This is a genomic window from Paracoccus simplex, from assembly GCF_042648325.1.
In the GTDB taxonomy this organism is placed as follows: Bacteria; Pseudomonadota; Alphaproteobacteria; order Rhodobacterales; family Rhodobacteraceae; genus Paracoccus; species Paracoccus simplex.
Map to the genome: position 1 here is coordinate 50,819 of NZ_JBHRXE010000020.1, position 26,270 is coordinate 77,088.

The 26,270-nt window shown below is 69.2% G+C and carries 22 protein-coding genes and 1 tRNA gene; 16 read left to right on the forward strand and 7 right to left on the reverse strand.

What is annotated here, in order from left to right; all coding sequences use genetic code 11:
- Positions 1–45: 45 nt before the first annotated feature.
- The 3 genes from ACFOMP_RS09160 to ACFOMP_RS09170 form a co-directional block, all read right to left on the reverse strand.
- Positions 46–552, reverse strand: a complete 507-nt coding sequence (locus tag ACFOMP_RS09160; protein ID WP_379029894.1) for an HIT family protein — start codon at positions 550–552, stop codon at positions 46–48.
- Complete coding sequence (gene ahcY, locus ACFOMP_RS09165; RefSeq protein WP_289894503.1) at positions 539–1,930, reverse strand: adenosylhomocysteinase; 1,392 nt, start codon at positions 1,928–1,930, stop codon at positions 539–541. The genes ACFOMP_RS09160 and ahcY overlap by 14 nt, the downstream gene beginning before the upstream one ends.
- 96 nt (positions 1,931–2,026) lie before the next feature.
- The gene (locus ACFOMP_RS09170) at positions 2,027–2,470 is read right to left on the reverse strand and encodes a hypothetical protein (protein WP_289894502.1); all 444 of its coding nucleotides are present in this window, start codon (positions 2,468–2,470) and stop codon (positions 2,027–2,029) included.
- 154 nt (positions 2,471–2,624) lie between these two features.
- On the opposite strand from ACFOMP_RS09170, the gene ACFOMP_RS09175 reads away from it, so the two are divergent.
- The 6 genes from ACFOMP_RS09175 to ACFOMP_RS09200 all read left to right on the forward strand — a co-directional run bounded on the left by ACFOMP_RS09175 (position 2,625) and on the right by ACFOMP_RS09200 (position 13,368).
- Positions 2,625–3,548, forward strand: a complete 924-nt coding sequence (locus ACFOMP_RS09175; protein ID WP_379029732.1) for a glucokinase — start codon at positions 2,625–2,627, stop codon at positions 3,546–3,548.
- Between the two features lie 91 nt (positions 3,549–3,639).
- A complete protein-coding gene (locus tag ACFOMP_RS09180) occupies positions 3,640–5,523 on the forward strand; it encodes an autotransporter assembly complex protein TamA (protein WP_289894498.1) in 1,884 nt (627 codons plus the stop codon).
- Positions 5,523–10,037, forward strand: a complete 4,515-nt coding sequence (locus tag ACFOMP_RS09185) for a translocation/assembly module TamB domain-containing protein (protein ID WP_379029735.1) — start codon at positions 5,523–5,525, stop codon at positions 10,035–10,037. The genes ACFOMP_RS09180 and ACFOMP_RS09185 overlap by 1 nt, the downstream gene beginning before the upstream one ends.
- Before the next feature lie 126 nt (positions 10,038–10,163).
- Positions 10,164–10,595 (forward strand): MarR family winged helix-turn-helix transcriptional regulator, encoded by a 432-nt coding sequence (locus ACFOMP_RS09190; protein ID WP_289894494.1) that lies wholly within the window; start codon positions 10,164–10,166, stop codon positions 10,593–10,595.
- Positions 10,592–12,289, forward strand: a complete 1,698-nt coding sequence (locus tag ACFOMP_RS09195) for an MFS transporter (protein ID WP_379029738.1) — start codon at positions 10,592–10,594, stop codon at positions 12,287–12,289. The genes ACFOMP_RS09190 and ACFOMP_RS09195 overlap by 4 nt, the downstream gene beginning before the upstream one ends.
- Positions 12,286–13,368 (forward strand): HlyD family secretion protein, encoded by a 1,083-nt coding sequence (locus ACFOMP_RS09200; protein WP_379029741.1) that lies wholly within the window; start codon positions 12,286–12,288, stop codon positions 13,366–13,368. Before ACFOMP_RS09195 ends, ACFOMP_RS09200 begins: the two co-directional genes overlap by 4 nt.
- 239 nt (positions 13,369–13,607) lie before the next feature.
- Here ACFOMP_RS09200 and ACFOMP_RS09205 read toward each other — a convergent pair.
- A tRNA-Lys gene (locus tag ACFOMP_RS09205) sits at positions 13,608–13,683 on the reverse strand.
- Between the two features lie 96 nt (positions 13,684–13,779).
- On the opposite strand from ACFOMP_RS09205, the gene dapF reads away from it, so the two are divergent.
- The 7 genes from dapF (at position 13,780) to ACFOMP_RS09240 (ending at position 20,610) form a co-directional block, all read left to right on the forward strand.
- Complete coding sequence (dapF, locus tag ACFOMP_RS09210) at positions 13,780–14,607, forward strand: diaminopimelate epimerase (protein WP_289894491.1); 828 nt, start codon at positions 13,780–13,782, stop codon at positions 14,605–14,607.
- 5 nt (positions 14,608–14,612) lie between these two features.
- Positions 14,613–15,866: a tRNA (N(6)-L-threonylcarbamoyladenosine(37)-C(2))-methylthiotransferase MtaB gene (mtaB, locus tag ACFOMP_RS09215; RefSeq protein WP_379029897.1), complete on the forward strand. Its 1,254-nt coding sequence runs from the start codon at positions 14,613–14,615 to the stop codon at positions 15,864–15,866.
- A gap of 152 nt (positions 15,867–16,018) precedes the next feature.
- Positions 16,019–16,936 carry a histone deacetylase family protein gene (locus ACFOMP_RS09220; protein WP_379029744.1) on the forward strand — a complete coding sequence of 306 codons (918 nt, stop codon included), beginning with the start codon at positions 16,019–16,021 and terminating at the stop codon, positions 16,934–16,936.
- On the forward strand, positions 16,933–17,169 hold the full coding sequence (locus ACFOMP_RS09225) for an exodeoxyribonuclease VII small subunit (RefSeq protein ID WP_289894489.1): 237 nt from the start codon (positions 16,933–16,935) through the stop codon (positions 17,167–17,169). Before ACFOMP_RS09220 ends, ACFOMP_RS09225 begins: the two co-directional genes overlap by 4 nt.
- Positions 17,169–18,032: a polyprenyl synthetase family protein gene (locus ACFOMP_RS09230; RefSeq protein WP_289894488.1), complete on the forward strand. Its 864-nt coding sequence runs from the start codon at positions 17,169–17,171 to the stop codon at positions 18,030–18,032. The genes ACFOMP_RS09225 and ACFOMP_RS09230 overlap by 1 nt, the downstream gene beginning before the upstream one ends.
- Before the next feature lie 25 nt (positions 18,033–18,057).
- Positions 18,058–19,980, forward strand: coding sequence for a 1-deoxy-D-xylulose-5-phosphate synthase (dxs, locus tag ACFOMP_RS09235; RefSeq protein WP_379029748.1), 1,923 nt, complete (start codon positions 18,058–18,060; stop codon positions 19,978–19,980).
- 9 nt (positions 19,981–19,989) lie between these two features.
- Positions 19,990–20,610, forward strand: a complete 621-nt coding sequence (locus tag ACFOMP_RS09240; protein ID WP_379029751.1) for a COG3650 family protein — start codon at positions 19,990–19,992, stop codon at positions 20,608–20,610.
- On the opposite strand, the gene ACFOMP_RS09245 is transcribed toward ACFOMP_RS09240, so the two are convergent.
- The gene (locus ACFOMP_RS09245; protein ID WP_379029754.1) at positions 20,607–21,467 is read right to left on the reverse strand and encodes an SDR family oxidoreductase; all 861 of its coding nucleotides are present in this window, start codon (positions 21,465–21,467) and stop codon (positions 20,607–20,609) included. The genes ACFOMP_RS09240 and ACFOMP_RS09245 overlap by 4 nt on opposite strands.
- On the reverse strand, positions 21,464–22,450 hold the full coding sequence (locus ACFOMP_RS09250) for an LLM class flavin-dependent oxidoreductase (RefSeq protein ID WP_379029757.1): 987 nt from the start codon (positions 22,448–22,450) through the stop codon (positions 21,464–21,466). Before ACFOMP_RS09250 ends, ACFOMP_RS09245 begins: the two co-directional genes overlap by 4 nt.
- 97 nt (positions 22,451–22,547) lie before the next feature.
- On the opposite strand from ACFOMP_RS09250, the gene ACFOMP_RS09255 reads away from it, so the two are divergent.
- From ACFOMP_RS09255 to ACFOMP_RS09265, 3 genes are all read left to right on the forward strand, one after another.
- A complete protein-coding gene (locus ACFOMP_RS09255) occupies positions 22,548–24,032 on the forward strand; it encodes an AMP nucleosidase (protein ID WP_379029760.1) in 1,485 nt (494 codons plus the stop codon).
- Between the two features lie 151 nt (positions 24,033–24,183).
- The gene (locus ACFOMP_RS09260) at positions 24,184–24,483 is read left to right on the forward strand and encodes an HU family DNA-binding protein (protein WP_019352361.1); all 300 of its coding nucleotides are present in this window, start codon (positions 24,184–24,186) and stop codon (positions 24,481–24,483) included.
- 285 nt (positions 24,484–24,768) lie between these two features.
- Entirely contained in the window at positions 24,769–25,701 is a 933-nt protein-coding gene (locus ACFOMP_RS09265; RefSeq protein ID WP_289894482.1) for a DMT family transporter, read from the forward strand.
- On the opposite strand, the gene ACFOMP_RS09270 is transcribed toward ACFOMP_RS09265, so the two are convergent.
- The gene (locus ACFOMP_RS09270; RefSeq protein ID WP_379029764.1) at positions 25,656–26,249 is read right to left on the reverse strand and encodes a glutathione S-transferase family protein; all 594 of its coding nucleotides are present in this window, start codon (positions 26,247–26,249) and stop codon (positions 25,656–25,658) included. The two genes, ACFOMP_RS09265 and ACFOMP_RS09270, sit on opposite strands and share 46 nt — an antisense overlap.
- Positions 26,250–26,270 lie beyond the last annotated feature (21 nt).

The following is a 26,270-nucleotide window of genomic DNA, read 5'->3' on the forward strand; positions in this document are numbered from 1 at the left end:
AGCGCCGGGCTGTCAAATATCAACCAAAACCGCGCTCTTGCGGGCCTATGTCGCAAAGGCCGGGGCCAGCGCGCCGGCGATCCGCGCGCCCTCGTCGCCGGGCAATGGCGCGGGCACCGAGAAATCCAGCACCCCGTCCTTCAGATAGGCCTGGGACGAGACGTCGTGGTCGTGATGCATCGGCACGACATGGGCATGGGCATGGGCGACATGGATGCCGGTATAGAACAGCGCCACCCGCTCGACGCCGTAAAGCGCCTTCATGTGCCGCGAGAGGCGCTGCGCGCAGCCGGTGATGCGGGTCGCCAGATCCTCGGGCAGGTCGTCGAAACAGGGATGATGCTGTTTCGGGATGATGAGACAATGGCCGGGACGGATGGGATGCAGGTCCAGGAAGGCGAGGATATGCTCGTCCTCGTGCACCCGATGCACCGGCAGCGCCCCGCGCGCGATGCGGCAGAACAGGCAATCGTCGTCCATGCTGGCCTCCCTGGGGCGATGGCGGCGCGCAGCCCCGGCGGGGACTGCGGCCGGGCGGTCAATAGCGGTAATGCTCGGGCTTGAACGGGCCTTCCGGGGTCACGCCGATATAGTCGGCCTGTTCGGGGGACAGTTTGGTCAGCTTGACGCCGATCTTGTCCAGATGCAGCCGGGCGACCTTTTCGTCCAGCGCCTTGGGCAGGATATAGACGCCGGGCCGGTATTCGTCGGCCTTGGTCCACAGCTCGATCTGCGCCAGCACCTGGTTGGTGAAGCTGGCGGACATCACGAAGCTGGGGTGGCCGGTGGCATTGCCGAGGTTCAAGAGCCGGCCCTCGGACAGCAGGATGATCCGCGCGCCCGAGGGCATCTCGATCATGTCCACCTGGTCCTTGACGTTGGTCCATTTGTGGTTGCGCAGCGCCGCCACCTGGATCTCGTTGTCGAAATGGCCGATATTGCCGACGATGGCCATGTCCTTCATCTCGCGCATGTGCTCGATGCGGATCACGTCCTTGTTGCCGGTGGTGGTGACGAAGATGTCGGCGCTGGCGACCACGTCCTCCAGCACCACGACCTCGAACCCGTCCATGGCGGCCTGCAGGGCGCAGATCGGGTCGACCTCGGTGACCTTGACCCGGGCGCCGGCGCCGCGCAGCGAGGCGGCCGAACCCTTGCCGACGTCGCCATAGCCGCAGACCACGGCGACCTTGCCGGCCATCATCACGTCGGTGGCGCGGCGGATGCCGTCGACCAGCGATTCCTTGCAGCCGTATTTGTTGTCGAATTTCGACTTGGTGACCGAATCGTTCACGTTGATCGCCGGGAAGGGCAGCAGCCCCTTCTTGTGCAGGTCATAGAGACGATGCACGCCGGTGGTGGTTTCCTCGGACACGCCGCGCAGCGCCGCGCGCTGGCGGGTGAACCAACCGGGCGAGGCCGCCAGCCGCTTGCGGATCTGGGCGAACAGCGCCTCTTCCTCTTCGCTGGTCGGCACGTCGATCAGCCCGGTCTCGCCGGCCTCGACCCGGGCGCCCAGCAGCACATACATGGTCGCGTCGCCGCCGTCGTCCAGGATCATGTTGGCGGTGCCTTCCGCGAACTGGAAGATCTGGTCGGTATAGGACCAGTATTCGGGCAGCGTCTCGCCCTTGACGGCAAAGACCGGGATGCCGGCTTTCGCGATCGCCGCCGCGGCATGGTCCTGGGTCGAGAAGATGTTGCAGGACGCCCAGCGCACCTCGGCCCCCAAGGCCACCAGCGTTTCGATCAGCACGGCGGTCTGCACGGTCATGTGCAGGCTGCCGGCGATGCGGGCGCCCTTCAGCGGCTTCGCTTCGCCATATTCCGCGCGCAGCGCCATCAGGCCGGGCATCTCGGTCTCGGCGATGTCCAGCTCCTTGCGGCCGTAATCGGCCAGGGCGATGTCTCGGATGATGGAATCGGTCATGGGGCCCTCGCGCCTTTGCTGTTGGCGCGGCCTTACCATTCCCGGCCTTTCGGCGCAAATCGAAGACTCCGCCGGTTCCCGCAAGCGCCGCGGGGGTCAGCCGTTCAGCCCGGCCTTGACGAAGAACAGCGCGGGGTTGGCGCCGTCGCTGAAGCCGATCCCCGAGGCGATGACGCAGCTCGTGGCGTCCGGCCGCTCGAACACCACTGTCCAGGTGCCCATGATCTCGGACCCCCAGAGCGTCGTGCCCTCGCTGCCCGCAGCCACCTCAGCCTCGCCGAAATCGTGGCGCAGGGTGCGCTCCAGCGCGGCCTTGTGGTCGCACCAGGGCTGGTCCTCCGTGGCGGTTTCCGACAGCGGCAGGGTGCGGGCCAGCTCGCGCACCGCGCGCGGGTCCATGCCGGCGATGGCCGACCAGCCGCGCGGGTTGGCCAGGTTCTCCTCGCGGTCCTGGGTCGCGGACAGCGCCGCCTGGCCCGGCAGCGCCAGCAGCAGCGCCAGCAGGGCGGGGGCAAGGCGGGGGATCGGCGTCGTCTTCATCTTCTTGGCCTTTCGCTTGCGCGTGGGTTGCAGGGAAAACCCCGATGGATGCGCCGAGGTTCCCGAAAGGTTCCGGCTTTGGCCGAATGCGAGGGCTAGCAGGGGCGCCGCGAATCCCCTAGAAATGCCCGGGAAACCGATGAGGGAAGGCGACATGGCGATCTTGCTGGCGGATGTGGGCGGCACCAATGCCCGGATGGCGCTTGCGCATGACGGCGTGCTGGACGCCGCGACGATCACCCGGTTTCGCGGCGACGATCACGCCAGTTTCGACGCGGTGATGACCGCCTATCTGGCGCAGCAGGGCAGCCCGCAGGTCGAGGCGGTCTGCGTCGCCGTGGCCGGCCCGGTCTGGGGCCACGAGGCGCGGCTGACCAATCGGGACTGGGATTTCTCGGAAGCGCGGCTGATGCGGCTTGCCGGGGCCGGCCGCGCCCGGCTGATCAACGACCTGACCGCGCTGGGCTATGCCACCCCGGCGCTGGACGGCGAGGCGGCGGGCTTCCTGCGCGGCCCGGCCGAGGGCGCGCTGTCGAACGGCCAGCGGCTGGTGGTGAATGCCGGCACCGGCTTCAACGTCTGCGCGGTGAAGGTGCTGCCCGATGGCGGCATCGCCTGCCTCGAGGCCGAGGAGGGCCATACCCGGCTGCCGCTCTCGGTCGCGGATCCGCTGGCCGAAACGCTGGGCGACCAGGCCCGGCGGATCGATTCGGTCGAGGAGCTTTTCGCCGGCCGCGGCCTGGCCCGGCTGCATGCGCTGCGCAGCGCCACCCCGCAGACCCGTGCCGAAACGGTGGTCGCGGCCGCCGCCGCCGGCGATGCCGAGGCCGAGGAGACGCTGCGGCTTTATGCCCGGCTGTTCGGCCTGCTCTGCCGCGAACTTGCCTTCCGCTTCATGCCGATGGACGGCATGTTCCTGGCCGGCAGCGTGGCGCGGTCCTGCACCGATCGCTTCGGAATCTTCGAGCGGGCTTTCCTGTCAGACCCGCTGATGCCGCGGATTCCGCAGGCGGTCCCGATCGGCGTGATCCGCGACGACATGGCCGCGTTGCATGGCTGTCTGGCCGCAATCCGCTGAAAATCGTCCGAATCCGGGCGCATGCGCTGGATTTTGTTGACGCGGCCTGCAATGCTTCCGGCAAAACCGCCAGAAGCAAGGCAGTCAGGCAATGAAAAGCTGGATCAAGGCAGGAACGGCTGCCGCAATCGTGCTTGGAACCGGCGCGGGCATGGTGATGGCGCAGTCCTCGGGGCCGTCCTCCTCACCGTTCTCGGGCTGGTTCGGGGGCGGCAAGGGCAACGAATCCTCGCCAGTGGATCTGGATTTCAAGGTCGATGGCGGCGACGACGCGCTGTTGCCGCAGATCCGCCAGACCTCGCTCCTGGTCAGCGCCCAGGACGAGGGGCGGGTGACCGGGCAGGATCTGCTGGCGGCGGCGCGCGGCGACTATGCCCGCATCCTGGGCGTGCTTTACGACAACGGCTATTATTCCGGCCTCATCGACATCACCCTGGACGGGGTCGAGGCCGCGACCGTGGCGCCGCTTGACGCGCCCGGCGCGGTGCGCAAGGTACAGGTGCATGTCCAGCCGGGGCCGCGCTTCCGCTACAGCCGCGCCGAAATCGCGCCGGTGGCGCCGGGGACGGAACTGCCCAAGGACTACCACGCCGGCGCCATCGCCCGCACCGGCGACATGAAGACCGCCGCCACCGCCGCGGTTTCGGGCTGGCGCGATGTCGGCCATGCCAAGGCCGACGTGGCCTCGACCGACATCGTCGCCGACCACGCCACCAACAAGATCGACAGCCGCATCCTGCTGGCGCCGGGGCCGGAACTGCGCTTCGGCAAGCTGACCATCCGCGGCTATCAGCGCATGGACCCGCGCCGGCTGCGCAAGATCGCCGGCTTCCCCGAAGGCGAGCGTTTCGATCCCGAGAAGCTCGAGGATGTGAGGAAGCGCCTGCGCCGCTCGGGCGTGTTCTCGGCCATCACCCTGACCGAGTCGGATTACATCAGCCCCGGCAACACGCTGGACGTGGACCTGCTGGTGGTCGAGCAGAAGCTGCGCCGGCTGGGCGCCGGCTTCGAATATTCCAACACCGACGGGTTGTCGCTGACCGGCTACTGGATCAACCGCAACCTGTTCCGCGGCGGCGAGCGGCTGCGCGTCGATGCCAGCGTTTCGGATATCGGCGGCGATACCGGGCGCGACTACAGCCTGGGCGTGCGCCTTGACCGTCCGGCGACCATCACCGCCGACACCACCGGCTATGTGCTGGCCGAGGTCGAAAGCCTGGCCGAGGAGGATTACGACCTCAAGTCCGGTACCTTCGGGCTGGGCTTCACCTGGCTCCCCAGCGACGAGCTGACCGCCGACATCGCCCTGCAATACCGGGCGCTGCGCGTGGACGACGACAGCGGCCGCACGAATTTCCGGCTGTTCGCGCTGCCCGCCTCGATCACCTGGGACAAGCGCGACGACCAGAACGACGCCAAGCGCGGCTACTGGCTGTCGGGCGGGGCGATTCCCTTCCTGGGCCTGCAGGACGAGACCGGCTCGGGCGCGCAGCTGACCGCCGAGGGCCGGGCCTATTACAGCTTCGGCACCGACGACCGCTTCACCCTGGCTGGGCGGGCGCGGCTGGGCACCGTGGTCGGCCCCGAGATCGAGGAGACCCCGCGCGACTACCTGTTCTGGTCGGGCGGCGGCGGCACGGTGCGCGGCCATTCCTATGAATCGCTCGGCGTCGAGGTGATCCAGGGCCCGGACGGCCCGGTCAAGACCGGCGGCATGTCCATCGTCACCCTGACCGCCGAGACCCGCATCCAGGTCCGCGAGCGCATCGGCCTGGCCGTCTTTGCCGATGCCGGCCGGGTGTGGGAGGACAGCGCATTCTCGGGCGGCAGCGGCTGGCAGGCCGGGGCCGGGGCGGGCATCCGCTACAAGACCCCGATCGGCCCGATGCGCTTCGACATCGCCGCGCCGGTCGGCGGCGGCGACGGCGACGATGGCGGGGTGCAGGTCTATATCGGTCTGGGGCAGGCGTTCTGATGCGTGATCTGGCTTATCGTCTGCTTTGCGCCCTGTGTCTGGTGCTGGCTGCGCCGCTTGCCGCCCCAAGCCCCGCCCTGGCCCAGGACAGCGCCGCCGAGATCTCGCAGGAGGTCGAGGACGACAAGGGCTTCATCACCCGCTTCCTGCAGGAAAAGCTGTCCGGCGCCGGCCGGGTCGTCACCATCGACGGCTTCCGCGGCGCGCTCAGCTCGCGCGCGACCTTCGACCGCATGACCATCGCCGACGACGATGGCGTCTGGATCACCCTGGAGAACGGCGCCATGAGCTGGAGCCGCTCGGCGCTGCTGTCGCGCCGCATCCAGATCGACGAGCTGTCGGCCGAGCGCGTCATCCTGCCACGGCTGCCCGGCACCGGCGAAAGCGCCCCCCAGGCCGAGGCGCGGGAGTTTTCCCTGCCGCAGCTGCCGGTCGCGGTGAATATCGACAAGATCCAGGTCGGCCGGGTGGAACTCGGCCAGCCGATCATCGGGCAAGAGGCGGTGATCGCCATCGACGGCTCGATGAATCTTGAAAACGGCGAGGGCGCGACCAAGCTCGCCATCGACCGGGTGGACGGCCCACGCGGCGAATTCCAGCTGGATGCCGGCTTCTCCAACGAGACCCGGGTGCTGGCGCTGGACCTGAAACTGGACGAGGACCGCGACGGCCTGTTCACCAATATCGTCAAGATGAACGGCCGCCCGGCCGTTCAGGCCGAGATCTCGGGCACCGGGCCGTTGTCGGACTACACCGCCAACATCCGGCTGAACACCGATGGCCAGCCCCGCGTGCAGGGCACCGTCTCGGTCAAGGCCGAGGCGCGCGAGGGCGCGCCGGGCACCGCCTTCCGCGCCCAGCTTGCCGGCGATATCGCCACGCTGACCTCGCCCGAGAACCAGCAATTCTTCGAGGGCACCTCGCAGATCCGCGCCGAGGGCTGGCGCGGCGCCGACGGCCGGCTGCTGATCCCCGAACTCAAGGTGACCACCGGGGCGCTGGATCTGGCCGGCTCGGTCGCCACCACGGCGCGCGGCGCGCCGGAAAGCGCGCATCTGACGCTGCTCCTGGGCCAGGACGCGGGCGCCACGCAACTGCCCGTCGCGGTGCCCTTCGGCGACAAGCCGATGACGGTGACCTCGGGCAGCCTGCGGCTCGATTATGATGCGGCGCAGGGCGCGGGCTGGGTGCTCAAGGGCCGGGTCGGCGACATCGCCCGTCCCGACCTCGCCCTGTCCGAACTGCGCCTGGACGGCCGCGGCCGCATCGTGCTGACCCCCGAACAGGCGCTGTCCGAGGTGCGCGGCTGGGTCGCCTTCGGCATGGACGACGTCAAGCCCACCGACCAGGGCCTGGCCGAGGCGGTGGGTGACACGCTGAACGGCGGCGTCAACTTCGCCTTCACCCCCGGCAATGCGCTGAAATTCTGGGGCATGAACGTCAACGGCGATGGCTACGGCTTCAAGGGCGAGATGGAGGTCTCGGGCCTGAAAAGCGGTCTGGCGCTGGCCGGCGACATCACCGCCCGCCACGGCGACCTGTCGCATTTCTCGCGCCTGGCCGGGCGCGAGCTGGGCGGGCAGGCCGAGGCGGCGATCAAGGGCCGTTATGTCCTGCTCGGCAAGGCCTTCGATGTCGACACCCAGGTGAAGGGCATCGACATCCGCATCGGGCAAGAGAATGCCGACCGGATGCTGGCGGGCGAATCGACCATCGACCTCAGCGCCACGCGCGACACCACCGGCATCCGGCTGAACCGCTTGCATGTCAACGCCCAGAACCTGACGGCCGAGGCGCAGGGTTACCTGAACAGCAATGCCAGCGACGTGACGGCGACGATCTCGATGCCCGACCTGTCGGTCGCCGACCCGCAATATGCGGGTGCGGTGCAGACCCGCGCGCATCTGACCGGCCCGCAGGGCGGCCGCAAGCTGGCGCTGGAGGGCAAGGCGCGCGATCTGGCCCTGGGCCGGCCCGAGATCGACGGCGCCTTCAAGGGCGAAACCGATCTGACCATCGCGCTGCAGGAACGGCGCGGCACCTATGAGCTGCAAGAGTTCAAGCTGGCGAACCCGCAACTGGACGCCGAGGGCGCCGGCACCTTCTCGATGGAGGCGCTGGACGGCCGGCTGTCGGTGACCATGCCCGACCTTTCGGTGCTGGGGCGTGGCTTCTCGGGCGGCGTGACCCTGCAGGGCACTGCCGCGAAACAGGGCGATGCCCGCCGGCTGGAGCTGACCGGGCGCGGCACCGACCTGCGCTTCGGTCAGCAGGACGTGGACGGGGCGCTGACCGGGGTGACGGCGCTGAAACTGTCCGCCCGCGAGCAGGGCGGCGAGTTCACCATCGACAGCTTCGACCTGCGCAACCAGCAGATGCTGGCGACGGCGCAGGGCACCATCGGCAAGACCACCGACATGACCGGCGCGGTCACCATCCGGTCGCTGGCCAGCTTCGGCCGCGGCTGGCGCGGGGCGTTGGACGCGCAAGGCAGCTTCAAGGATGCGGGCGACGGTGCACGCCGGCTCGATGTGACCGGCACCGGCACCGACCTGTCCTTCGGCCAGGCGCAGGTCGACGGCGCGCTGGCCGGCCAGACCAGGCTGGCCGTGCAGGGCACCGAGCGCGGCGGCGTCTTCACCATCGACACCGCCACCGTCGAGAACCCGCGTCTGAACCTCGGCGCTTCGGGCAAGATCGGCACGGGTGCCACCGACCTCAGCGCCAACCTGCGCGCCGACGACCTGCGCTTTCTGGGCCGTGGCTTCCGCGGTGCGGTACAGGCCCAGGGCCGGGTGCAGGACCAGCAGGACGGCACACGGGCGATCACCGCCACCGGCCAGGCCAGCAACCTTGCCGTGGGCAATGCCCAGGCCGATGCCGTGCTGGCCGGCCAGACCAGCATCGAGCTGGCCGCGACCCAGCGCGCCGACGGCAGCCTGACCGTCAGCCGGCTGCGGGCGCAGAATCCGCAGCTTTCCGTCACCGGCGACGGCAGCCCGGCCGAAGGGCTGAACCTCGACGCGCGGCTGGCCGATCTGGGCCTGCTGGTGCAGGGTTTCCCCGGCCCGGCGGCGGTCGCGGGCACCATCCGCAACACCGGCCAGAACTACGAGCTGAACCTGACCGCCACCGGCCCGGGCAACACCCAGGCCCGTGTCACCGGCACGGCGGCGGCCAGCTTCGTCACCGCCGACATCCAGGTCAGCGGCACCAGCAATGCCGCCGCCGCCAACCCCTTTCTGCGCACCCGCTCGATCGAGGGGCCGCTGAGCTTCGATCTGCGCCTGAACGGCAAGCCGGCGCTGGAATCGCTGTCGGGCCGGGTGGCACTGACCGGCGGCCGGCTGGCCGAGCCGCGCTTCGGCCTGGCGGTCGACAGCCTGAACGTCAATGCCGATTTCGCCGGCGGCCGCATCGACGTGGACGTGCGCGGCGCGGTCAAGGCCGGCGGCACCATCACCGTCAGCGGCCCGGTCAACCTGGCGGGCGACCGGCAGATGAATCTGGACGTGCGGCTGGCGGATGTGGTGCTGCGCGACCCGAATCTCTACGAGACCCGGGTGAGCGGCGCCATCAACGTCGCCGGCACCGTGGGGCAGGGGCCGCTGGTCTCGGGCCGCATCGATGTCGGCCATACCGAGCTGCGCATCCCCTCGACCGGGCTGGGCGGCGCCAAGGCGATCCCGGACATCATCCACCGTTCCGAACGTCCGCCGCAGCGCCAGACCCGCGCCAAGGCCGGGCTGCTGGAATTCCCCAATCCCGACGCGATGGCGGCCGGCATGACCTCGCCGCCGGCGATCCCGCCGGCCGATCCGGCGCGGTTCGAGCTGCTGATCTCGGCACCCGACCAGGTCTTCGTGCGCGGACGCGGCGTCGATGCCGAACTTGGCGGAGAGATCCGCCTGACCGGCAATGCCCACCAGCCCATCCCCATCGGCCAGCTGGAACTGATCCGGGGCCGCGTCGACCTGCTCGGCAAGCGCTTCGACATGACCGAGGGGCTGATCGAGCTGCAAGGCAGCCTGATCCCGGTGATCCGGCTGGTGGCGCAGACCGAACAGGACGGCATCACCACCCGCATCATCATCGACGGCGAGGCGCAGGATCCCGAGATCACCTTCGAATCGTCGCCCCAGATGCCGCAGGAGGAGGTGCTGTCGCAGCTGCTGTTCGGCCGAGGTCTGGACAATATCAGCGCCTTGCAGGCCGCGCAGTTGGCCAGCGCCGTGGCGACCCTGGCCGGCAAGGGCGGCGAGGGCATCGTCGGCCGGCTGCGTGCCTCGACCGGGCTCGACGATCTCGACCTTGCGACCGATGACGATGGCAATGTCTCGCTGCGCGCCGGCAAGTATCTCTCCGAGAACCTCTATACCGACGTGCAGGTCGGCGGCGACGGCAAGACGCAGCTCAACCTGAACCTCGACGTCTCGAAAAGCCTGACCGCGCGCGGCTCGGTGGACAGCGAGGGCGAAAGCACCATCGGCCTGTTCTACGAACGCGACTACTGAATCATCCGCGGCACGCGGATCGCAAGACCCCGCCCGCAATTGCGGCGGGGTCTTGAACATTGCCGGCAATTTCATTAGCTAGCTAACGAAATGGCGAACCGCTCGCGGATTCAGCAGGAAAACCCCATGCCAGACCGTCCCTCCACCTTCGTGGAAACCCTGATCGAACTGACCCGGACATTGCGCGCGGCCTTCGGTGCGCGGGTCGAGAAGCACGGGCTGACCTATGCCCGCGCCCGGCTTCTGACCACCATCGGCCGGCACGAGGGCGCGAGCCAGGCGGCGCTGGCGGCGCTGATGGGTATCGAGACGCCGACGCTGAAGCGCCTGCTGGACGCGCTGGAGGAGCAGGGCCTGGCCGAGCGCCGGCCGATCCCCGAGGACGGCCGCAAGCACGCCGTCTTCCTGACCGAGGCGGCGCGGATCGAGCCGTTGCTGGGCTTTCGCGCCGAGGTCGATGCCGCGCTGGCCGAGGGCATCCCGGCCGAGGACATGGCGGTGACGCGCCGTACCCTGGCGCAGATGGCCCGGAACGCCGAGAAGCTGAGGCAGGCATGAGCGCAGGCCAGCAACCCGCCCCGGCGCCGGTTTCGGCGCTGCCGGCCTTCGTGCCGATGTCCTGGCCGGCGACGCTGGGCTATATCGGCGCCTCGGTGACCATCGGCCTGACCCAGGGCCTGGCGCAGGGCTTCGTCAGCACCAACATCCCGCAGATCGCCGGCGATCTGGGCGCCACCCAGACCCAGGCGACCTGGCTGATGGCGGCCTTCCTGATCCCGCGCGCCTCGATGCCGTTGCTGCTGATCAAGATCCGCACCCAGTTCGGCCTGCGCCGCTTTGCCGAGGTCGCGATCCTGGTCTATTTCGCCGTCTCGCTGACGGCCTTCGCGGTCTCGGACCTGCGCTCGGCGGTGGCGGTGCAGTTCTTCGCCGGCATGGCCTCGGCGCCGCTCTCGACGCTGGCCTTCATGTACATGCTGGAGCCGCTGCCGCCGGCCTGGAAGATGCGGCTGGGCCTGCCCATGGTGCTGGCCATGGTCGCGGCCGGGCCGATGCTGGCGCGGGTGATCTCGCCGGCACTGATGGGCGATCACGGCTGGGACGGGCTGCATGTCATGGCGCTGGGCATGGCGGCGGTGTCGCTGGGGCTGGTCTATGCCCTGCCGCTGACCTCGCAGCCGCGTGTCAAGGTCATCGCCGCCATGGACCTGGTCAGCTGGCTGCTGATCGCCACCGGCTTCGGCGGGCTGACGGTGGCTTTCGTCATGGGCTCGATCCACTGGTGGACCGATGCGGCCTGGCTCGGCTGGGTGATGGCGCTGGCCGTGGTGACGCTGACCCTGGCCGTGGTGATCGAGCTGCACCGCAAGACGCCGCTTCTGGATATCCGCTGGCTGTCCAGCCCGGCCATGCTGCACCTGACGGCGACCCTGCTGATCTTCCGCCTGGTCTTGTCCGAGCAGAGCGCGGGCGCGCCGCGCATGTTCCAGATCCTGGGCGTGACCCAGGACCAACTGGTGCCGCTCTTCGCCCTTATCACCCTGGCGACGGTGCTGGGCGGCCTGGCGCTGGTGCCTTTCATGAAGCCCTCGCGCGTGCCGCTGTTCCACCTGATCGCGCTGGCGCTGATCGGCGCCGGCGCCTGGATGGACAGCCATTCGACCATCGACACCCGGCCGGCGCAGATGATGCTCAGCCAGGCGCTGATCGCCTTTGCCGGTTCGTTCTTCCTGGCGCCGGCGATGATGCAGGGGTTGATATCGGCCCTGGCGCGGGGGCCGGCCTATATCCTGTCCTTCATCATCGTGTTCCTGTCCACGCAGTCGCTGGGCGGCGCCATGGGCTCGGGCCTGTTCTCGACCTTCATCAACCACCGCCAGGCCATGCATCTGCAGGTCCTGCGCGAATCGATGGCCACCGCCGACCCGCTGACCACCGCGGCCGTCGCCCGCAACATGGCGCTGCTGGGGCCGCAGCTGCCCGACCTGGCGGCGCGCAAGGCGCAGGCCGTGGCGCTGATCGCCCAGGAGGCCACCAACCAGGCCTATGTCATGGCCTATAACGACGCCTATTTCCTGACCTTCCTGGCGGCGGCGGCGGCGCTTTGCGCGCTTGTCCTGCACCTGTTCCGCGACTGGCTGGCGGCCCGCTTCTGGCCCCGACCAGCCAGGCCCGCCCAACCCCAGCCCGCCCAACCCCAACCCGTCCAGACCCAGCCCGCCCCGACCAGCCAACCCGAGCCCGCGAAATGACCAAAACCCATTTGATCCCCACATTGATCGCCATTGCCGCCGGCCTTGCCGGCCTGCTCATCGTGCTGTTCGCCTGGCACCTGCCGCCCTTTGCCGCGGCGCATCCGCAGACCGAGAACGCCTATATCCGCGGCAAGGTCACCAGCCTCGCGCCGCAGCTTTCGGGCTATGTGGCGGCGGTCGAGGTGCGGGACTTCCAGCCCGTCGCCGCCGGCCAGGTCATCGCCCGGCTCGACGACCGGCAATATCGCCAGAAGCTGGCCCAGGCCCAGGCCATGCTGGAAGGCGCCGAGGCGGCGCTGCAGATCCAGGAACAGAGCGTGCATTCCGCCCAGGCCAGCCTGCAATCGACCGAGGCGGCGCTGTCGGCGGCGCAGGCGGCGCGGGACACGGCGAAATCGACCTGGGACCGGACGCGGGCCCTGCAATCGCGCGGCGTGACCGCGCAAAGCTCGGCCGACCAGACCGAGCTGGCGCTGCGCCAGGCCGAGGCCGCGGTCACCCAGGCCGAAAGCGCCATCGCCGTGGCGCGCGAGAACGTCAACGGCGCCCAGGTCGGACTGGCCGCGAAACGCGCCGAGATCGCCTCGGCCCGCGCGGCGGTGGAACTGGCGCAGATCGACCTCGACAATACGGTGATCCGCGCGCCTTCCGGGGGGCGGCTGGGCCAGGTCGGGGTGCGCATCGGCCAATACGCCACCGCCGGCACGGCGCTGGTCAGCCATGTCGGCCCCGATATCTGGGTGATCGCGAACTTCAAGGAAACCCAGCTGCACGGGGTCCGCGTCGGCGACCGCGCCACCTTCACGGTGGACGCCATGCAGCACCGCGCCTTCACCGGCCGGGTCGAGGCCTTCTCGCCCGCCACCGCCTCGGAATTCAGCCTGCTGAGCTCCTCGAATGCGACGGGCAATTTCACCAAGATCGTCCAGCGCCTGCCCATCCGCATCAGCATCGACCCGGGCCAGGAGATGTCGGAATACCTCGAGCCCGGCCTCTCGGTGGTGGTGACGGTGGACGAGGGCTCCGGCGCGCGTGCCGGCGCCGCCGATGCGGGGGCGTCGGGGCAATTGCCATAGGCCTTTGCATGACGCGTCACCGCCCGGGGTTCTGGGCCGCCGGTGATGTCCTTGGGAAGCTGCAGGATCTGCGGACCGAACGGACCGGGGCGGCCGCGATTTCAGCCGCCGGGATCCTGTCGGCCTGACTGCTGCCTATACCGGCCGAACAGCACAAGACCGTCCGATGCGGACGCATTCGGCCGGTCGGACGGAGAGTTTCACCGCTTTCCGCAAATCTCTGATCTTCTTTGGAAAAGTGGTGAGCCCGACAGGATTCGAACCTGTGACCCACTGATTAAAAGTCAGTTGCTCTACCAACTGAGCTACGGGCCCATCGCACGGGGGCTAACTACGGTCGGCGGCTGACAGGGTCAAGCGGAAAAATCGCCGCCTCTGGCAGAATCTTTCCGGCAGGAGTATGTCACCGCCATGGAGCACCAGCAAAACCCCGGCCAAACCGCCCCTCTGCCCTTCATGAAGATGCACGGGCTCGGCAATGATTTCGTGGTCGTGGACGGCCGCCGGACCGGCGCGCTGCCCGATGCCGCGACCGTGGCCGCCATCGCCGACCGCCATCGCGGCGTCGGCTTCGACCAGATGGCCGTCATCCTGCCCGGCGAGAATGCCGATGCGCGGCTGGTGTTCTTCAATGCCGACGGCTCGCTTTCGGCGGCCTGCGGCAATGCCACGCGCTGCGTCGCCCGCTTCCTGATGGACGAATCGGGCGCTTCGGCGCTGCGGCTGGCCACCGACCATGCCCTGCTTGCGGCCGAGGATGCCGGGGACCGGCTGACGCGGGTGAACATGGGCGCGCCGGTGCTCGACTGGGCGCGGATCCCGCTGGCCGAGGATGTCGACACCCTGCACCTGCCCATCGCGGGCGATCCGGTGGCGACCGGCATGGGCAATCCGCATCTGACCTTCTTCGTGCCCGATGCGGCGGCGGTGGACCTGGACCGTTTCGGCCCCGCGCACGAGCATCACCCGCTTTATCCGCAGCGCACCAATGTCGAGGTCGTTCAGGTCGTCTCGGACAGCGAGATCGTGCTGCGCATCTGGGAACGCGGCACCGGCATCACCCTGGCCTCGGGCTCGTGCTCCTGCGCGGCGGTGGTGGCGGCGGCGCGGCGCGGGCTGACCGGGCGCCGGGTCAGGGTCAACGTGCCCGGCGGCGTGCTGGAGATCGACTGGCGCGAGGACGGGGTCTGGATGACCGGCCCGACCGCGCATGTCTTCGACGGGGTCTGGCGCGGATGAAGGATCTGAAGCCCCCGGTTTTCGCCACCCTCGGCTGCCGGCTGAACGCCTATGAGACCGAGGCCATGCGCGAGATGGCCGAGGCCGCCGGGCTGCAGGGCGCGGTGATCGTGAACACCTGCGCGGTGACCGCCGAGGCGGTGCGCAAGGCCCGCCAGGAAATCCGCCGGCTGGCGCGCGAGAACCCCGGCGCCCCGGTCATCGTCACCGGCTGCGCCGCCCAGACCGAGCCCGAAACCTTTGCCGCCATGGCCGAGGTCAGCCGCGTCATCGGCAACCATGAAAAGATGCAGCCCGCCACCTGGGCCGCCATGCAGGCCCCCGACCTGATCGGCGAAACCGAGAAGGTGCAGGTCGACGACATCATGTCGGTGCGCGAGACCGCGGGCCACCTGATCGACGGTTTCGGCCGGCACCGCGCCTATGTGCAGGTGCAGAACGGCTGCGACCACCGCTGCACCTTCTGCATCATCCCCTATGGCCGCGGCAATTCGCGCTCGGTCCCGGCCGGGGTGGTGGTCGAACAGATCAAGCGGCTGCGCGACCGCGGCTTCAACGAGGTGGTGCTGACCGGGGTGGACCTGACCTCATGGGGCGCCGACCTGCCGGGCCAGCCGCGGCTGGGCGATCTGGTGATGCGCATCCTGCGGCTGGTGCCGGACCTGCCGCGGCTGCGCATCAGCTCGATCGATTCGATCGAGGCGGACGAGAATCTGATGCTGGCCATCGCCAGCGAGCCGCGGCTGATGCCGCATCTGCACCTGTCGCTGCAGGCCGGCGACGACATGATCCTGAAGCGGATGAAGCGCCGACACCTGCGCGACGACGCCATCCGCTTCTGCGAGGATGCCCGCAAGCTGCGCCCCGGCATCGTCTTCGGCGCCGATATCATCGCCGGCTTCCCGACCGAGACCGAGGCGATGTTCCAGAACAGCCTGAAGCTGGTCGAGGATTGCGGACTGACCTTCCTGCATGTGTTTCCCTATTCGGCACGCAAGGGGACGCCGGCGGCGCGGATGCCGCGGGTGCCGGGTCCGGCGATCCGGGATCGTGCGGCGCGGCTGCGCGCGGCGGGCGATGCGGCGCTGGCCCGCCACCTCGCGGCCGAGGTCGGGCAAAGCCGCATGGTGCTGACCGAGGGGCCGCGCCTGGGGCGGACCGAGCATTTCACCGAGGTGGCCTTCGCGCGCGACATGCCCGAGGGCACGCTGATGGAGCTGCGCATCGCCGGGCATGACGGGCAGCGGCTGACGGTCTGATCCTTCGCCGTCGCGCCGGGGGCTGTCTGCCCCCGGACCCCCGAGAGTATTTGGAAAACAGAGAAGACGGCTTCCGGGCGGGCTCGTCGCCCCCCCGCCCGATCGCAAGGATGGGCTTGCCGTGCCGCGGGGCTGCCCATAATCCTTGGCCGATGACCTTGCTTTATACGCATCCTTCGGGGCACCTGCATGTGACGCCGCCCAGCCATCCCGAACAGGTGGCGCGGCTGGATGCCGTCCTGGGCGCATTGGCGGGGCTCGACCTGGCCCGGCGCGAGGCGCCGGAAGCGGCCGAGACGGACATCCTGCGCGCCCATCCGCCGGAATACCTGTCCGCGCTGCGCCGGAAATCGCCGGCCGAGGGCTGGGCCATGCTCGATTCGGACACCTATCTGGCGCCGGACAGCCTGGCGGCGGCGCGCAATGCAGTCGGCGGCGTTTGCGCCGCGGTCGACGCGGTGCTGGCCGGAGAGGCGCCCAATGCCTTCGTCGCCATGCGCCCGCCGGGCCATCATGCCGAGCGGGCGCGGGCCATGGGATTCTGCATCTTTTCCTCGGTCGCCATCGCGGCCTTGCGGGCGCTGGACCATCACCGGCTGGACCGGGTGGCGGTGCTGGATTTCGACGTGCATCACGGCAACGGCACCCAGGACGTGCTGTGGGACGAGAAGCGGGCGCTGTTCGCTTCGAGCCATCAGATACCGCTTTATCCGGGCTCGGGCGCGCCCGGCGAAAGCGGTGCGCATGGGCAGATCGTGAACGTGCCGCTGGCGCCGGGCAGCGGCGGCGAGCAGGCCCGCGCCGTCTGGCGGCAGCTCTGCGCCCGGGTCGAGGCCTGGCGGCCGCAGCTGGTGCTGGTCTCGGCCGGGTTCGACGCCCATGCCGACGATCCGCTGGCGGCGCTGATGTGGCGCGAGGCGGATTTCACCGCCATCACCCGGATGATCTGCGACGCCGCGGCCGCCTGTTCGGCCCCGGTGGTATCGGCGCTGGAAGGCGGCTATGATCTCGCCGCTCTGGGCCGCTCGGCGCGTGCCCATGTCGATGTGCTGAGGGAGACTGCGGCGTGACCGAGATCGAGAACATGTCCTTCGAGGAGGCGATGAAAGAGCTTGAGGCGACGGTCGGCCGGCTGGAACACGGCGAGGCGACGCTGGAGGAATCGATCAAGCTTTACGAACGCGGCGCCGCTCTGCGCGCGCATTGCGACAAGCGCCTGCGCGAGGCCGAGGAGCGGGTGGAAAAGATCACCCTGGCCGCCAATGGCCAGCCCAGCGGGACCGCCCCGGTCGAGGGCCTGTGATGCAGGACCGCCTTGAGGACGTGAAGGCGCAGGTGCAGGCCGCGCTGGAGGAGGCCATGGCGAATCTGCCCTCGGGCGAGCTGGCCGATGCGATGCGCTATGCCTGCATCGGCGGCAAGCGCATCCGCGCCTTCCTGGCGATGGAATCGGCGCGGCTGTTCGGGTTGCGCGACCGGGAATCGCTGCCCGTCGCCGCGGCGGTCGAGGCGTTGCACGCCTATAGCCTGGTGCATGACGACCTGCCTTCGATGGACAATGACGACCTGCGCCGTGGCCTGCCGACCGTGCATGTGCAATGGTCCGAGGCGACCGCGATCCTGGCCGGCGACGCGCTGCAAAGCCTGGCCTTCGGCCTGCTGACCGATCCGCAGATCGGCGCGGCCGAGACGCGCCTGGCGCTGATCCGCGGCTTTTCCGAGGCGGTGGGCGGGCGCGGCATGGTCTGGGGCCAGGCGCTGGACATCGCCGCCGAGACCGCCATGGAACCGCTGGACATCGTCGCCATCAAGCGGCTGCAAGGTGCCAAGACCGGCGCGCTGATCCAGTTCGCCGCCACCGCCGGCGCGGTCATGGCCGGCGAGGATCCCGGCCCGCTGGCGGAATATGCCCGCAACCTGGGCCTGGCCTTCCAGATCCAGGACGACATCCTGGACGTGACCGGCGACGAGGCCGAGACCGGCAAGCGCACCCGCAAGGACGATGCGGCGAACAAGGCGACCTTCGTCTCGCTGCTGGGCCTCGAGGGGGCGCAGGACAAGGCCCGCAAGCTGGTCCGCGCCGCCGAATCGGCGCTGGAGCCCTATGGCGAGGATGCAGGAAACTTGCGGCAGCTTGCGCGTTTCGTTATCGAACGCGACGCCTGACAGCCCGCCCGGAGAGGGGCAAGCCATGACCCAAGACCAGAACGACCGCCCCGCGACCCCCGTGCTTGACCGGGTGCGGGTGCCGTCCGATCTCAAGGATCTGACGGATCGCGAATTGCGCCAGCTTGCCGAGGAATTGCGGGCCGAGACGATCAGCGCCGTTTCCGTCACCGGCGGCCATCTGGGCGCCGGGCTGGGCGTGGTCGAGCTGACCGTGGCCCTGCACGCGGTTTTCGACGCGCCGCGCGACAAGATCATCTGGGATGTCGGCCATCAATGCTATCCGCACAAGATCCTGACCGGGCGCCGCGACCGCATCCGCACCCTGCGGATGGAGAATGGCCTGTCCGGTTTCACCAAGCGTTCGGAAAGCCCCTATGATCCGTTCGGGGCCGGGCACAGCTCGACCTCGATCAGCGCGGCGCTGGGTTTCGCCATGGCGCGCGAGCTCGGCGGCGATCCGGGCGACGCCATCGCGGTGATCGGCGACGGCGCGATGAGCGCCGGCATGGCCTTCGAGGCGCTGAACAATGCGGGCGACCTGGGCAAGCGGCTGTTCGTGGTGCTGAACGACAACGAGATGTCCATCGCGCCGCCCACCGGGGCGCTGTCGCGCTACCTGACCCGGCTTTACGCCGAGGGGCCGTTCCAGGACCTGAAGGCCGTCGCCAAGGGCGCGGTGGGGTTCCTGCCGCCCTCGTTGCAAGAGGGGGCGCGGCGCGCCAAGGAGATGCTCAAGGGCCTGACCGTCGGCGGCACCCTGTTCGAGGAACTGGGCTTTTCTTATATCGGCCCGGTCGACGGCCATGACCTCGATCAGCTTCTGCCGCTGCTGCGCACCGTCAAGGCGCGGGCCGACGGGCCGGTGCTGATCCACGCGGTGACCCGCAAGGGCAAGGGCTACGGCCCGGCCGAGCGCGCCGCCGACAAGGGCCATGCCACGGCGAAATTCGACGTGGCGACGGGCGCACAGGCCAAGGCCAAGTCGAACGCGCCCAGCTATACCTCGGTCTTTGCCCGCGCGCTGGTCGATCAGGCCAGCCGCGACGACAAGATCGTGGCGGTGACGGCGGCGATGCCGGACGGCACCGGGCTGAACCTGTTCGCCGAGCGTTTCCCGCGCCGCTGCTTCGACGTGGGCATCGCGGAACAACATGCGGTGACCTTCTCGGCCGGGCTGGCGGCGGGGGGGCTGAAGCCGTTCTGCGCGCTTTACTCGACCTTCCTGCAGCGCGGCTATGACCAGGTCGTGCATGACGTGGCGATCCAGCGACTGCCGGTCCGCTTCGCCATCGACCGCGCCGGGCTGGTCGGCGCCGATGGCGCAACCCATGCCGGGGCCTATGACGTGGCCTTTCTGGCCAACCTGCCCGGCTTCGTGGTCATGGCCGCCGCCGACGAGGCCGAACTGGCGCATATGGTCGCCACCGCCGCCGCCTATGACGAGGGCCCCATCGCCTTCCGCTATCCGCGCGGCGAGGGCATGGGCGTCGAGATGCCCGAGCGCGGCCAGCCGCTGCAGATCGGCAAGGCCCGCGTGATCGCCGAGGGCAAGCGCGTCGCCATCATGTCGCTGGGCACCCGCCTGGGCGAGGTCATGCGCGCGCGCGAGGCGCTGCTGGCGCGGGGCATCACCCCCACCGTGGTCGATGCCCGCTTTGCCAAGCCCCTGGACCGCGAGCTGATTCTGCGCCTGGCCCGCACGCATGAGGCGCTGATCACCATCGAGGAGGGCGCGGTCGGCGGCTTCGGGTCGCTTGTCGCGCAACTTCTTGCCGATGAAGGGGTTTTCGACGACGGTCTGCGCTTCCGCCAGATGGTCCTGCCCGATACATTCATTGATCATGCCAGCCCCGAGGCCATGTATCGCGACGCCCGCATGTCCGCCCCGGACATCGAGGCCAAGGTGCTGGACGTCCTTGGCGTGGCGCTGGCCAAACGCGCCTGAGAGGTGACAATGCTGCGTATCCTCATGGCCGGCCTGGTGCTGGCTTTTCCGGTCACGGCGATGGCCGGCGACTATCTGCCGAACCTGTTCGACGTCACCGTGGTCGAGACCTGGGACACCTTGAACGTGCGCGAGGCGCCGGACGGCAAGGCCAAGGTCATCGGCAAGCTGGCCTCGACCGCCAAGGGGGTCGAGCTTCTGGGTCGCGACGCTTCGGGCAAATGGGGGCGGGTCAATGTCGGCGAGGGCTCGGGCTGGGTGGCGCTGCGCTTCCTCAAGCCGCAATCCTCGGCCTGGAAACCGGCCGAGCTGCCGCTGACGCTGAGCTGCAGCGGCACCGAACCCTTCTGGTCCTTCAAGACCGTCGAGAAGGGGTTGGTGTTCAGCGAGCCCGACCAGCCCGAGCGTCCGCTGTCGCTGCGCAAGGTCATGGATCGCGGCATCGAGGGCGAGCCGATGCGCGGCATCATCGCCGGCGACGACAAGGGCCGCCTGACCGCCGTGATCCAGCCCGAACAATGCTCGGACGGCATGTCGGACCGCGCCTTCGCGCTGGGGGTGACGGTGATCCTGGACGGGCAGGAGCAGCCGTCGCGCATGCTGACCGGCTGCTGCTCGATCGCGCCCTAAACCGTGATGCCCTCGGCCCGCGCCAGCGCCGCAAGGCCGGCGCGGTAATCGGGATAGCGCAGCGTCACGCCCAGCTCGCGCTTGATGCGGGCGTTCGAGACGCGCTTGTTCTCGGCATAGAAGCTGCGCGCCATCGGCGTCATCTCGGCACTGGCATAGTCCTCGGCCGGGGGCGGGGGCAAGCCCAGCAGTTCCGCGGCATGGCCGATCACCGCCTCGGGCGGGGCCGGATCGTCGTCGCAGACATTGTAGACCGCCCCCGGCCGCGGCGCGCGGATCGAGGCCAGCAGCACCCGCGCGATATCCTCGGCATGGATGCGCGAAAACACCTGACCCGGCTTGACGATGCGCCGCGCCGTGCCCGCCCGGACCTTGGCAAAGGGGCCGCGCCCGGGCCCGTAGATCCCGGCCAGACGGAAGATGTGCAGCGGCAGGCCATGCGCCGCCGCCAATTGCTGCCAGCCCTGCTCGGCCGCGACCCGCTCATGCCCGCGGCGGGTCGAGGGGGTCAGGGGCGTGTCCTCGTCGACCCAGCCGCCGCCGTGGTCGCCATAGACCCCGGTGGTGGACAGATAGCCCAGCCAGCGCGGCCGCGCGGCGGCGATCTCGGCGCCGAACCCCGCCAGCACCGGGTCCGCGCCCCGCTCCGGCGCCACCGAAACCAGGATCGCATCGGCCCCGGCGATGGCCTGTCGGAGCGCTGCATCGTCGCCCGGCCAGATCAGCGGCTCGGCGCCGGCCTCGGCGACGCGGGCGGCATCGGCGCGGGTGGTGCCGGCGACCTGCCAGCCCCGGGCCAGCAGCAGCGGCGTCAGGAAACCGGCGGCATAGCCGTGCCCGAAGACCAGCATCCTCATGCCCGTCCCCGCAGGATTTCGGCGGCGATGGCGAAGCTGCGATGCCGCGCCGCCTGGTCGTAAACATTGCCGACCAGGATCAGCTCGTCGGGGCGGTAGCGGGCGATCAGCTCCTCGAGCCGCGCCGCCACGGTGGCCGGTGCGCCCACGGCGCTGACCGACAGCGCCTGCTCGACCATGGGCAGGACATGCGCCGGCACCGCGTTCTGGATGTCGTCGACCGGCGGCGGCAACAGGCCGGGCATGCCGGTGCGCAGCCGCGCAAAGGAAATCATCTGGCTGGTGCGCAGCCGCTGCGCCTCGGCGTCGTTTTCGGCGGCGATGACGTTCACCGCCAGCATGAAGCGCGGCTTCTGGCCGAATTCGGTCGGCTCGAAACGGTCGCGGTAAAGCTGCACCGCCTGGTCGAGATCGCCGGGCGCGAAATGGCTGGCGAAGGCATAGGGCAGGCCCAGCACGGCGGCGAGGCTCGCCCCGTAAAGCGACGAGCCGAGGATCCAGACCGGCAGGTTCGTGCCTTCGCCGGGATGGGCCGCGACCGGGGCGCCGGGGCGCGGCGGGCCCAGATAGCGCAGCAGCTCGACCACATCATTGGGAAAATCCTCGTTGCGCTGCATCGAGCGGCGCAGCGCGTGCATGACCGCGCCGTCGCCGCCCGGCGCGCGGCCGAGCCCCAGGTCGATGCGGTCGCCATGGATGGTCGCCAGGGTGCCGAACTGCTCGGCGATGGCCAGCGGCGCGTGGTTCGGCAGCATGACGCCGCCGGCGCCGACGCGGATGGTATGCGTATGGTCGGCGACATGGCCGATCAGCACCGCGGTGGCGGCGCTGGCGATGCCGGGCATGTTGTGATGCTCGGCCAGCCAGAAGCGGCTGTAACCCCAGCCCTCGGCGGCCTGCGCCAGCGCGACGGAATTGGCGATGGCCTGCCGCGCGTCCGAGCCTTCGGCCACCACCGCCAGGTCGAGAATGGAAAATTCCATGCGGATCACTCCTTTGTCCCAGTCAGATAGGGCCTCCGCTGCCGGCTTGCCAGCCCGCGGCGGCGCTGGCACTCTCCGGCGAAACTGGAGAATGCGCATGTTGACCGACAGCCGGAGACTTCCCATCGAGACGCCCGAGCCCGCCGAGCAGGTCCATTTCGACGATCCGGCCGCCGCCGTGGCGCGGCTGATCGAACTTCACCAGCGCGCCTCGCATTTCCTGCTGGACCGTTTCCTCGCCACGCTGGAGGGCAACCGGCCGCAGGCGCGGTATCGCGCGTTCTACCCCGAGTTGCGGCTGACCGTGCCGGTCCATTCCAAGACGGATTCGCGCCTGTCCTTCGGCCATGTGGCGCTGCCCGGAACCTATTCCACCTCGATCACCCGGCCGGACCTTTTCTGCGGCTACCTGACCGAGCAGATCGGGCTGCTGATGAAGAACCACGGCGTCGCGGTCTCGATCTCGGACAGCGATACGCCGATGCCGGTGCATTTCGCCGTGGCCACGCAAAGCGACCTGAACGTGCCGCAGGAAGGCGTGCTGAGCTATTCGCTGCGCGACGTCTTCGACGTGCCGGACCTGAACACGATGAACGACGACATCGTGAACGGCACCGCGGGGCCGAACCCGGACGGCAGCCAGCCCCTGGCGCCGTTCACGGCGCAGCGGGTGGATTACTCGCTGGCGCGGCTGTCGCATTACACCGCGACCTTGCCCGAGCATTTCCAGAATTTCGTGATGTTCACCAATTACCAGTTCTATGTGGACGAGTTCGAGCTTTTCGCCCGTCGAGCGCTGGCCGATCCCCATTCGGGCTATACCGAATTCGTCGCGCCCGGGAACCAGGTGCTGGAACGCGCCGAGGACATCATCGCCACCGGCGCCAAGATGCCGCAGATGCCGGCCTATCACCTGAAGCGCCCGGACGGCGACGGCATCACCCTGGTCAATATCGGCGTCGGGCCGTCCAACGCCAAGACCGCGACCGACCATATCGCGGTCCTGCGGCCGCATGCCTGGCTGATGGTCGGCCATTGCGCGGGGCTGCGCAACTCGCAGTCGCTGGGCGATTTCGTCCTCGCCCATGCCTATCTGCGCGAAGATCATGTGCTTGATGACGACCTGCCGGTCTGGGTGCCGATCCCGGCCCTGGCCGAGGTGCAGGTCGCCCTGCAGGAGGCGGTGGCCGAGGTCACGCGGCTGGACGGCTATGAGCTGAAGCGGATCATGCGCACCGGCACCGTCGCCACCATCGACAACCGCAACTGGGAACTGCGCGACCAGTCCGGTCCGGTGCAGCGCCTGTCGCAGTCGCGCGCCATCGCGCTGGACATGGAAAGCGCCACCATCGCCGCGAACGGCTTCCGCTTCCGGGTGCCCTATGGCACGCTGCTCTGCGTTTCGGACAAGCCGCTGCATGGCGAGCTGAAACTGCCCGGCATGGCGACGGATTTCTATCGCACCCAGGTCGCGAACCACCTGCTGATCGGCATCCGGGCGATGGAAAAATTGCGCGCGACTCCGCTGGAACGCATCCACTCGCGGAAGTTGAGGTCCTTCAATGAGACCGCTTTCCTCTGACAAGGCGGGTCCGGGCCGTTTTCGCTGCGTCCGATCCGCGAAAACAAAGGAAAATGCTTGAACTGCGCGCAAAAAGCTTGTGTAGCGGCTTTCGTGCCGCCAAGGTGGCGTCCGAAAATTTCCCGAACGGGAAACAACGAGGAGACAGAACATGGCCCAGGCCGCTTCGAAACCGATGACCAAGACTCAGCTCGTCGCCACGCTGGCCGATGAAATGGGCAGCGACAAGAAAACCGCCGCCGCGGCTCTTGACGCGCTCTCGGCCGTCGTGTCGCGCACTGTTGCCGAAGGCGGCGCCGTCACCCTGCCGGGCATCGGCAAGGTCGCCTGCCGCGCCCGCCCCGAGCGTCAGGTCCGCAACCCGCAGACCCAGGAAATGATGACGAAGCCCGCCGACAAGGTGGTCAAGGTCACCATCGCCAAGGCGCTGAAAGACAGCGTGAACGCCTGATCCCAGGCGCTCGTGTCAGGAGGGGCCGCGCAGCCGATGCGCGGCCCTTCTTCGTTTTCGCGGCCGCCGCGCCGCGCCTTTTCACCGTTTTGCAAATACCCATGCGGCCGTGCAACCGTCGCTGCCGTGCGGGTATTTGCAAAACGGTGAAGGAAGCCGGCCGGGCCCAGCCTGATCTGCCGGGGCGCGTCGCGGCCGCGACGGGTCTTGGCGCGACGAAGACGCGCCTTGGGTTGCGCCCGCGGCGGGGTCTGCTAGGCCTTGGCGTGACAAGGGAGGCGTGCCATGGATTTCAGAGCCATCCTGATGGGCTTCGGCTTCGCGGTCGTCTGGGCCTCGGCCTTCACCACGACGCGGATCATCGTGCTGGCGGCGCCGCCGCTGACCGCGCTGGTCATCCGCTTCGCGCTTTCGGCGCTGGTCGCGATCCCGCTGGCCTGGGCGATGGGGCAGAGCTGGCGGCTCAGCCGGGCCGAGTGGCGCACCGTCATCGTTTTCGGCCTGTGCCAGAACGCGCTTTACCTGGGGCTCAACTGGATCGCCATGCAGCATGTCGAGGCATCGGCCGCCTCGATCATCGCCTCGATGATGCCGCTGCTGGTCGCCTTCCTGGGCTGGCTGATCCATGGCGAGACGTTGCGCCCCGTCGCCGTGGCCGGGCTGGTTGCCGGAATCCTCGGCGTCACCCTGATCATGGGCGTGCGGTTGCAGCATGGCCTCGATATTCCCGGTCTGATCATGTGCCTGGTGGCGGTGGTGGCGCTGACCGTCGCCACGCTGGCGGCACGGGGGGCGGGCGGCAGCCGCAACATGATGATGATCGTCGGCCTGCAGATGGCGGTGGGGGCGCTGGCCCTGCTGGTCCCGGCCGTGGCGATGGAATGGGGCCGTCCGGTCGAATGGAGCTTCGGCCTGGTCTGGGCCTTTCTTTACACCGTCGCCGCGCCGGGCATCGGCGCGACCTGGCTGTGGTTCCTGCTGGTCAACCGCATCGGCGCGGTGCGGGCGGCGACCTTCCATTTCCTGTCGCCGATCTTCGGCGTCGCCATCGCTGCCGCCATGCTGGGCGAGCGGTTCGGCCTGTCGGACGTGCTGGGGGCGCTGATCGTCGCCGCTGGCATCCTGATGGTGCAGCTGGCGCGGATCCCCGGCACCCCGCCTGCCGGCACGTCTCAGCCGTCGAAATCCCCCGCCGCCGCCATCGAGGGGCGCGACTGAATCCGCCGCGCCCAGTCGTCGACGGCGGGCGGGCGCGGCATTCCCTCGCCGAAGAACAGGAAGGGCGAGGCGATCAGCAGGTCCGCCGCCGAGAAGGTGTCGCCCAGCAGCCAGGGCTGCCCGGACAGCACCTGGTCCAGCCTCTGGATGGCGGTGTCGTAGTCGCGAAAGGTCGCCTTCAGCGCCGGATGCTCGATGCCGAAGAAGTTCAGGATCGCGACCGGCTCCAGCACGCCCTGATACCAGCTGAGCCAGCCGAGATACTGGCCGCGCTTCGGATCGCCGGGCAGCGGGCCCAGACCGGCCTCGGGAAACAGGTCGGTCAGGTAAAGCATGATGGCGCCGCGCTCGCGCACCCAATCCTCGCCATTGACCAGATAGGGCACCTTGCCTTCGGGATGCGGGTTCGCCGGATCGGCGCCGCCGCTGCCGTCCTGCCGGGGGATCGTGACTTCGCGGATGCGGATCCTGTCGAGAATGTCGAGTTCCTTCAGCAGCGCGATCACGCTGGAGGAGCGGCTTTTCGGAGCGTGGTAGAGGGTCAGCATCTTGGCCTCCTTGGGTTGCGG

Coding starts and splice junctions, on each gene's coding strand:
- ahcY (WP_289894503.1), bottom strand. CDS start 1,930: ATGACCGATTCCATCATCCGAGACATCGCCCTGGCCGATTACGGCCGC.
- ACFOMP_RS09170 (WP_289894502.1), bottom strand. CDS start 2,470: ATGAAGACGACGCCGATCCCCCGCCTTGCCCCCGCCCTGCTGGCGCTG.
- ACFOMP_RS09175 (WP_379029732.1), top strand. CDS start 2,625: ATGGCGATCTTGCTGGCGGATGTGGGCGGCACCAATGCCCGGATGGCG.
- ACFOMP_RS09180 (WP_289894498.1), top strand. CDS start 3,640: ATGAAAAGCTGGATCAAGGCAGGAACGGCTGCCGCAATCGTGCTTGGA.
- ACFOMP_RS09185 (WP_379029735.1), top strand. CDS start 5,523: ATGCGTGATCTGGCTTATCGTCTGCTTTGCGCCCTGTGTCTGGTGCTG.
- ACFOMP_RS09190 (WP_289894494.1), top strand. CDS start 10,164: ATGCCAGACCGTCCCTCCACCTTCGTGGAAACCCTGATCGAACTGACC.
- ACFOMP_RS09195 (WP_379029738.1), top strand. CDS start 10,592: ATGAGCGCAGGCCAGCAACCCGCCCCGGCGCCGGTTTCGGCGCTGCCG.
- ACFOMP_RS09200 (WP_379029741.1), top strand. CDS start 12,286: ATGACCAAAACCCATTTGATCCCCACATTGATCGCCATTGCCGCCGGC.
- dapF (WP_289894491.1), top strand. CDS start 13,780: ATGGAGCACCAGCAAAACCCCGGCCAAACCGCCCCTCTGCCCTTCATG.
- ACFOMP_RS09220 (WP_379029744.1), top strand. CDS start 16,019: ATGACCTTGCTTTATACGCATCCTTCGGGGCACCTGCATGTGACGCCG.
- ACFOMP_RS09230 (WP_289894488.1), top strand. CDS start 17,169: ATGCAGGACCGCCTTGAGGACGTGAAGGCGCAGGTGCAGGCCGCGCTG.
- dxs (WP_379029748.1), top strand. CDS start 18,058: ATGACCCAAGACCAGAACGACCGCCCCGCGACCCCCGTGCTTGACCGG.
- ACFOMP_RS09240 (WP_379029751.1), top strand. CDS start 19,990: ATGCTGCGTATCCTCATGGCCGGCCTGGTGCTGGCTTTTCCGGTCACG.
- ACFOMP_RS09245 (WP_379029754.1), bottom strand. CDS start 21,467: ATGAGGATGCTGGTCTTCGGGCACGGCTATGCCGCCGGTTTCCTGACG.
- ACFOMP_RS09250 (WP_379029757.1), bottom strand. CDS start 22,450: ATGGAATTTTCCATTCTCGACCTGGCGGTGGTGGCCGAAGGCTCGGAC.
- ACFOMP_RS09255 (WP_379029760.1), top strand. CDS start 22,548: ATGTTGACCGACAGCCGGAGACTTCCCATCGAGACGCCCGAGCCCGCC.
- ACFOMP_RS09260 (WP_019352361.1), top strand. CDS start 24,184: ATGGCCCAGGCCGCTTCGAAACCGATGACCAAGACTCAGCTCGTCGCC.
- ACFOMP_RS09265 (WP_289894482.1), top strand. CDS start 24,769: ATGGATTTCAGAGCCATCCTGATGGGCTTCGGCTTCGCGGTCGTCTGG.
- ACFOMP_RS09270 (WP_379029764.1), bottom strand. CDS start 26,249: ATGCTGACCCTCTACCACGCTCCGAAAAGCCGCTCCTCCAGCGTGATC.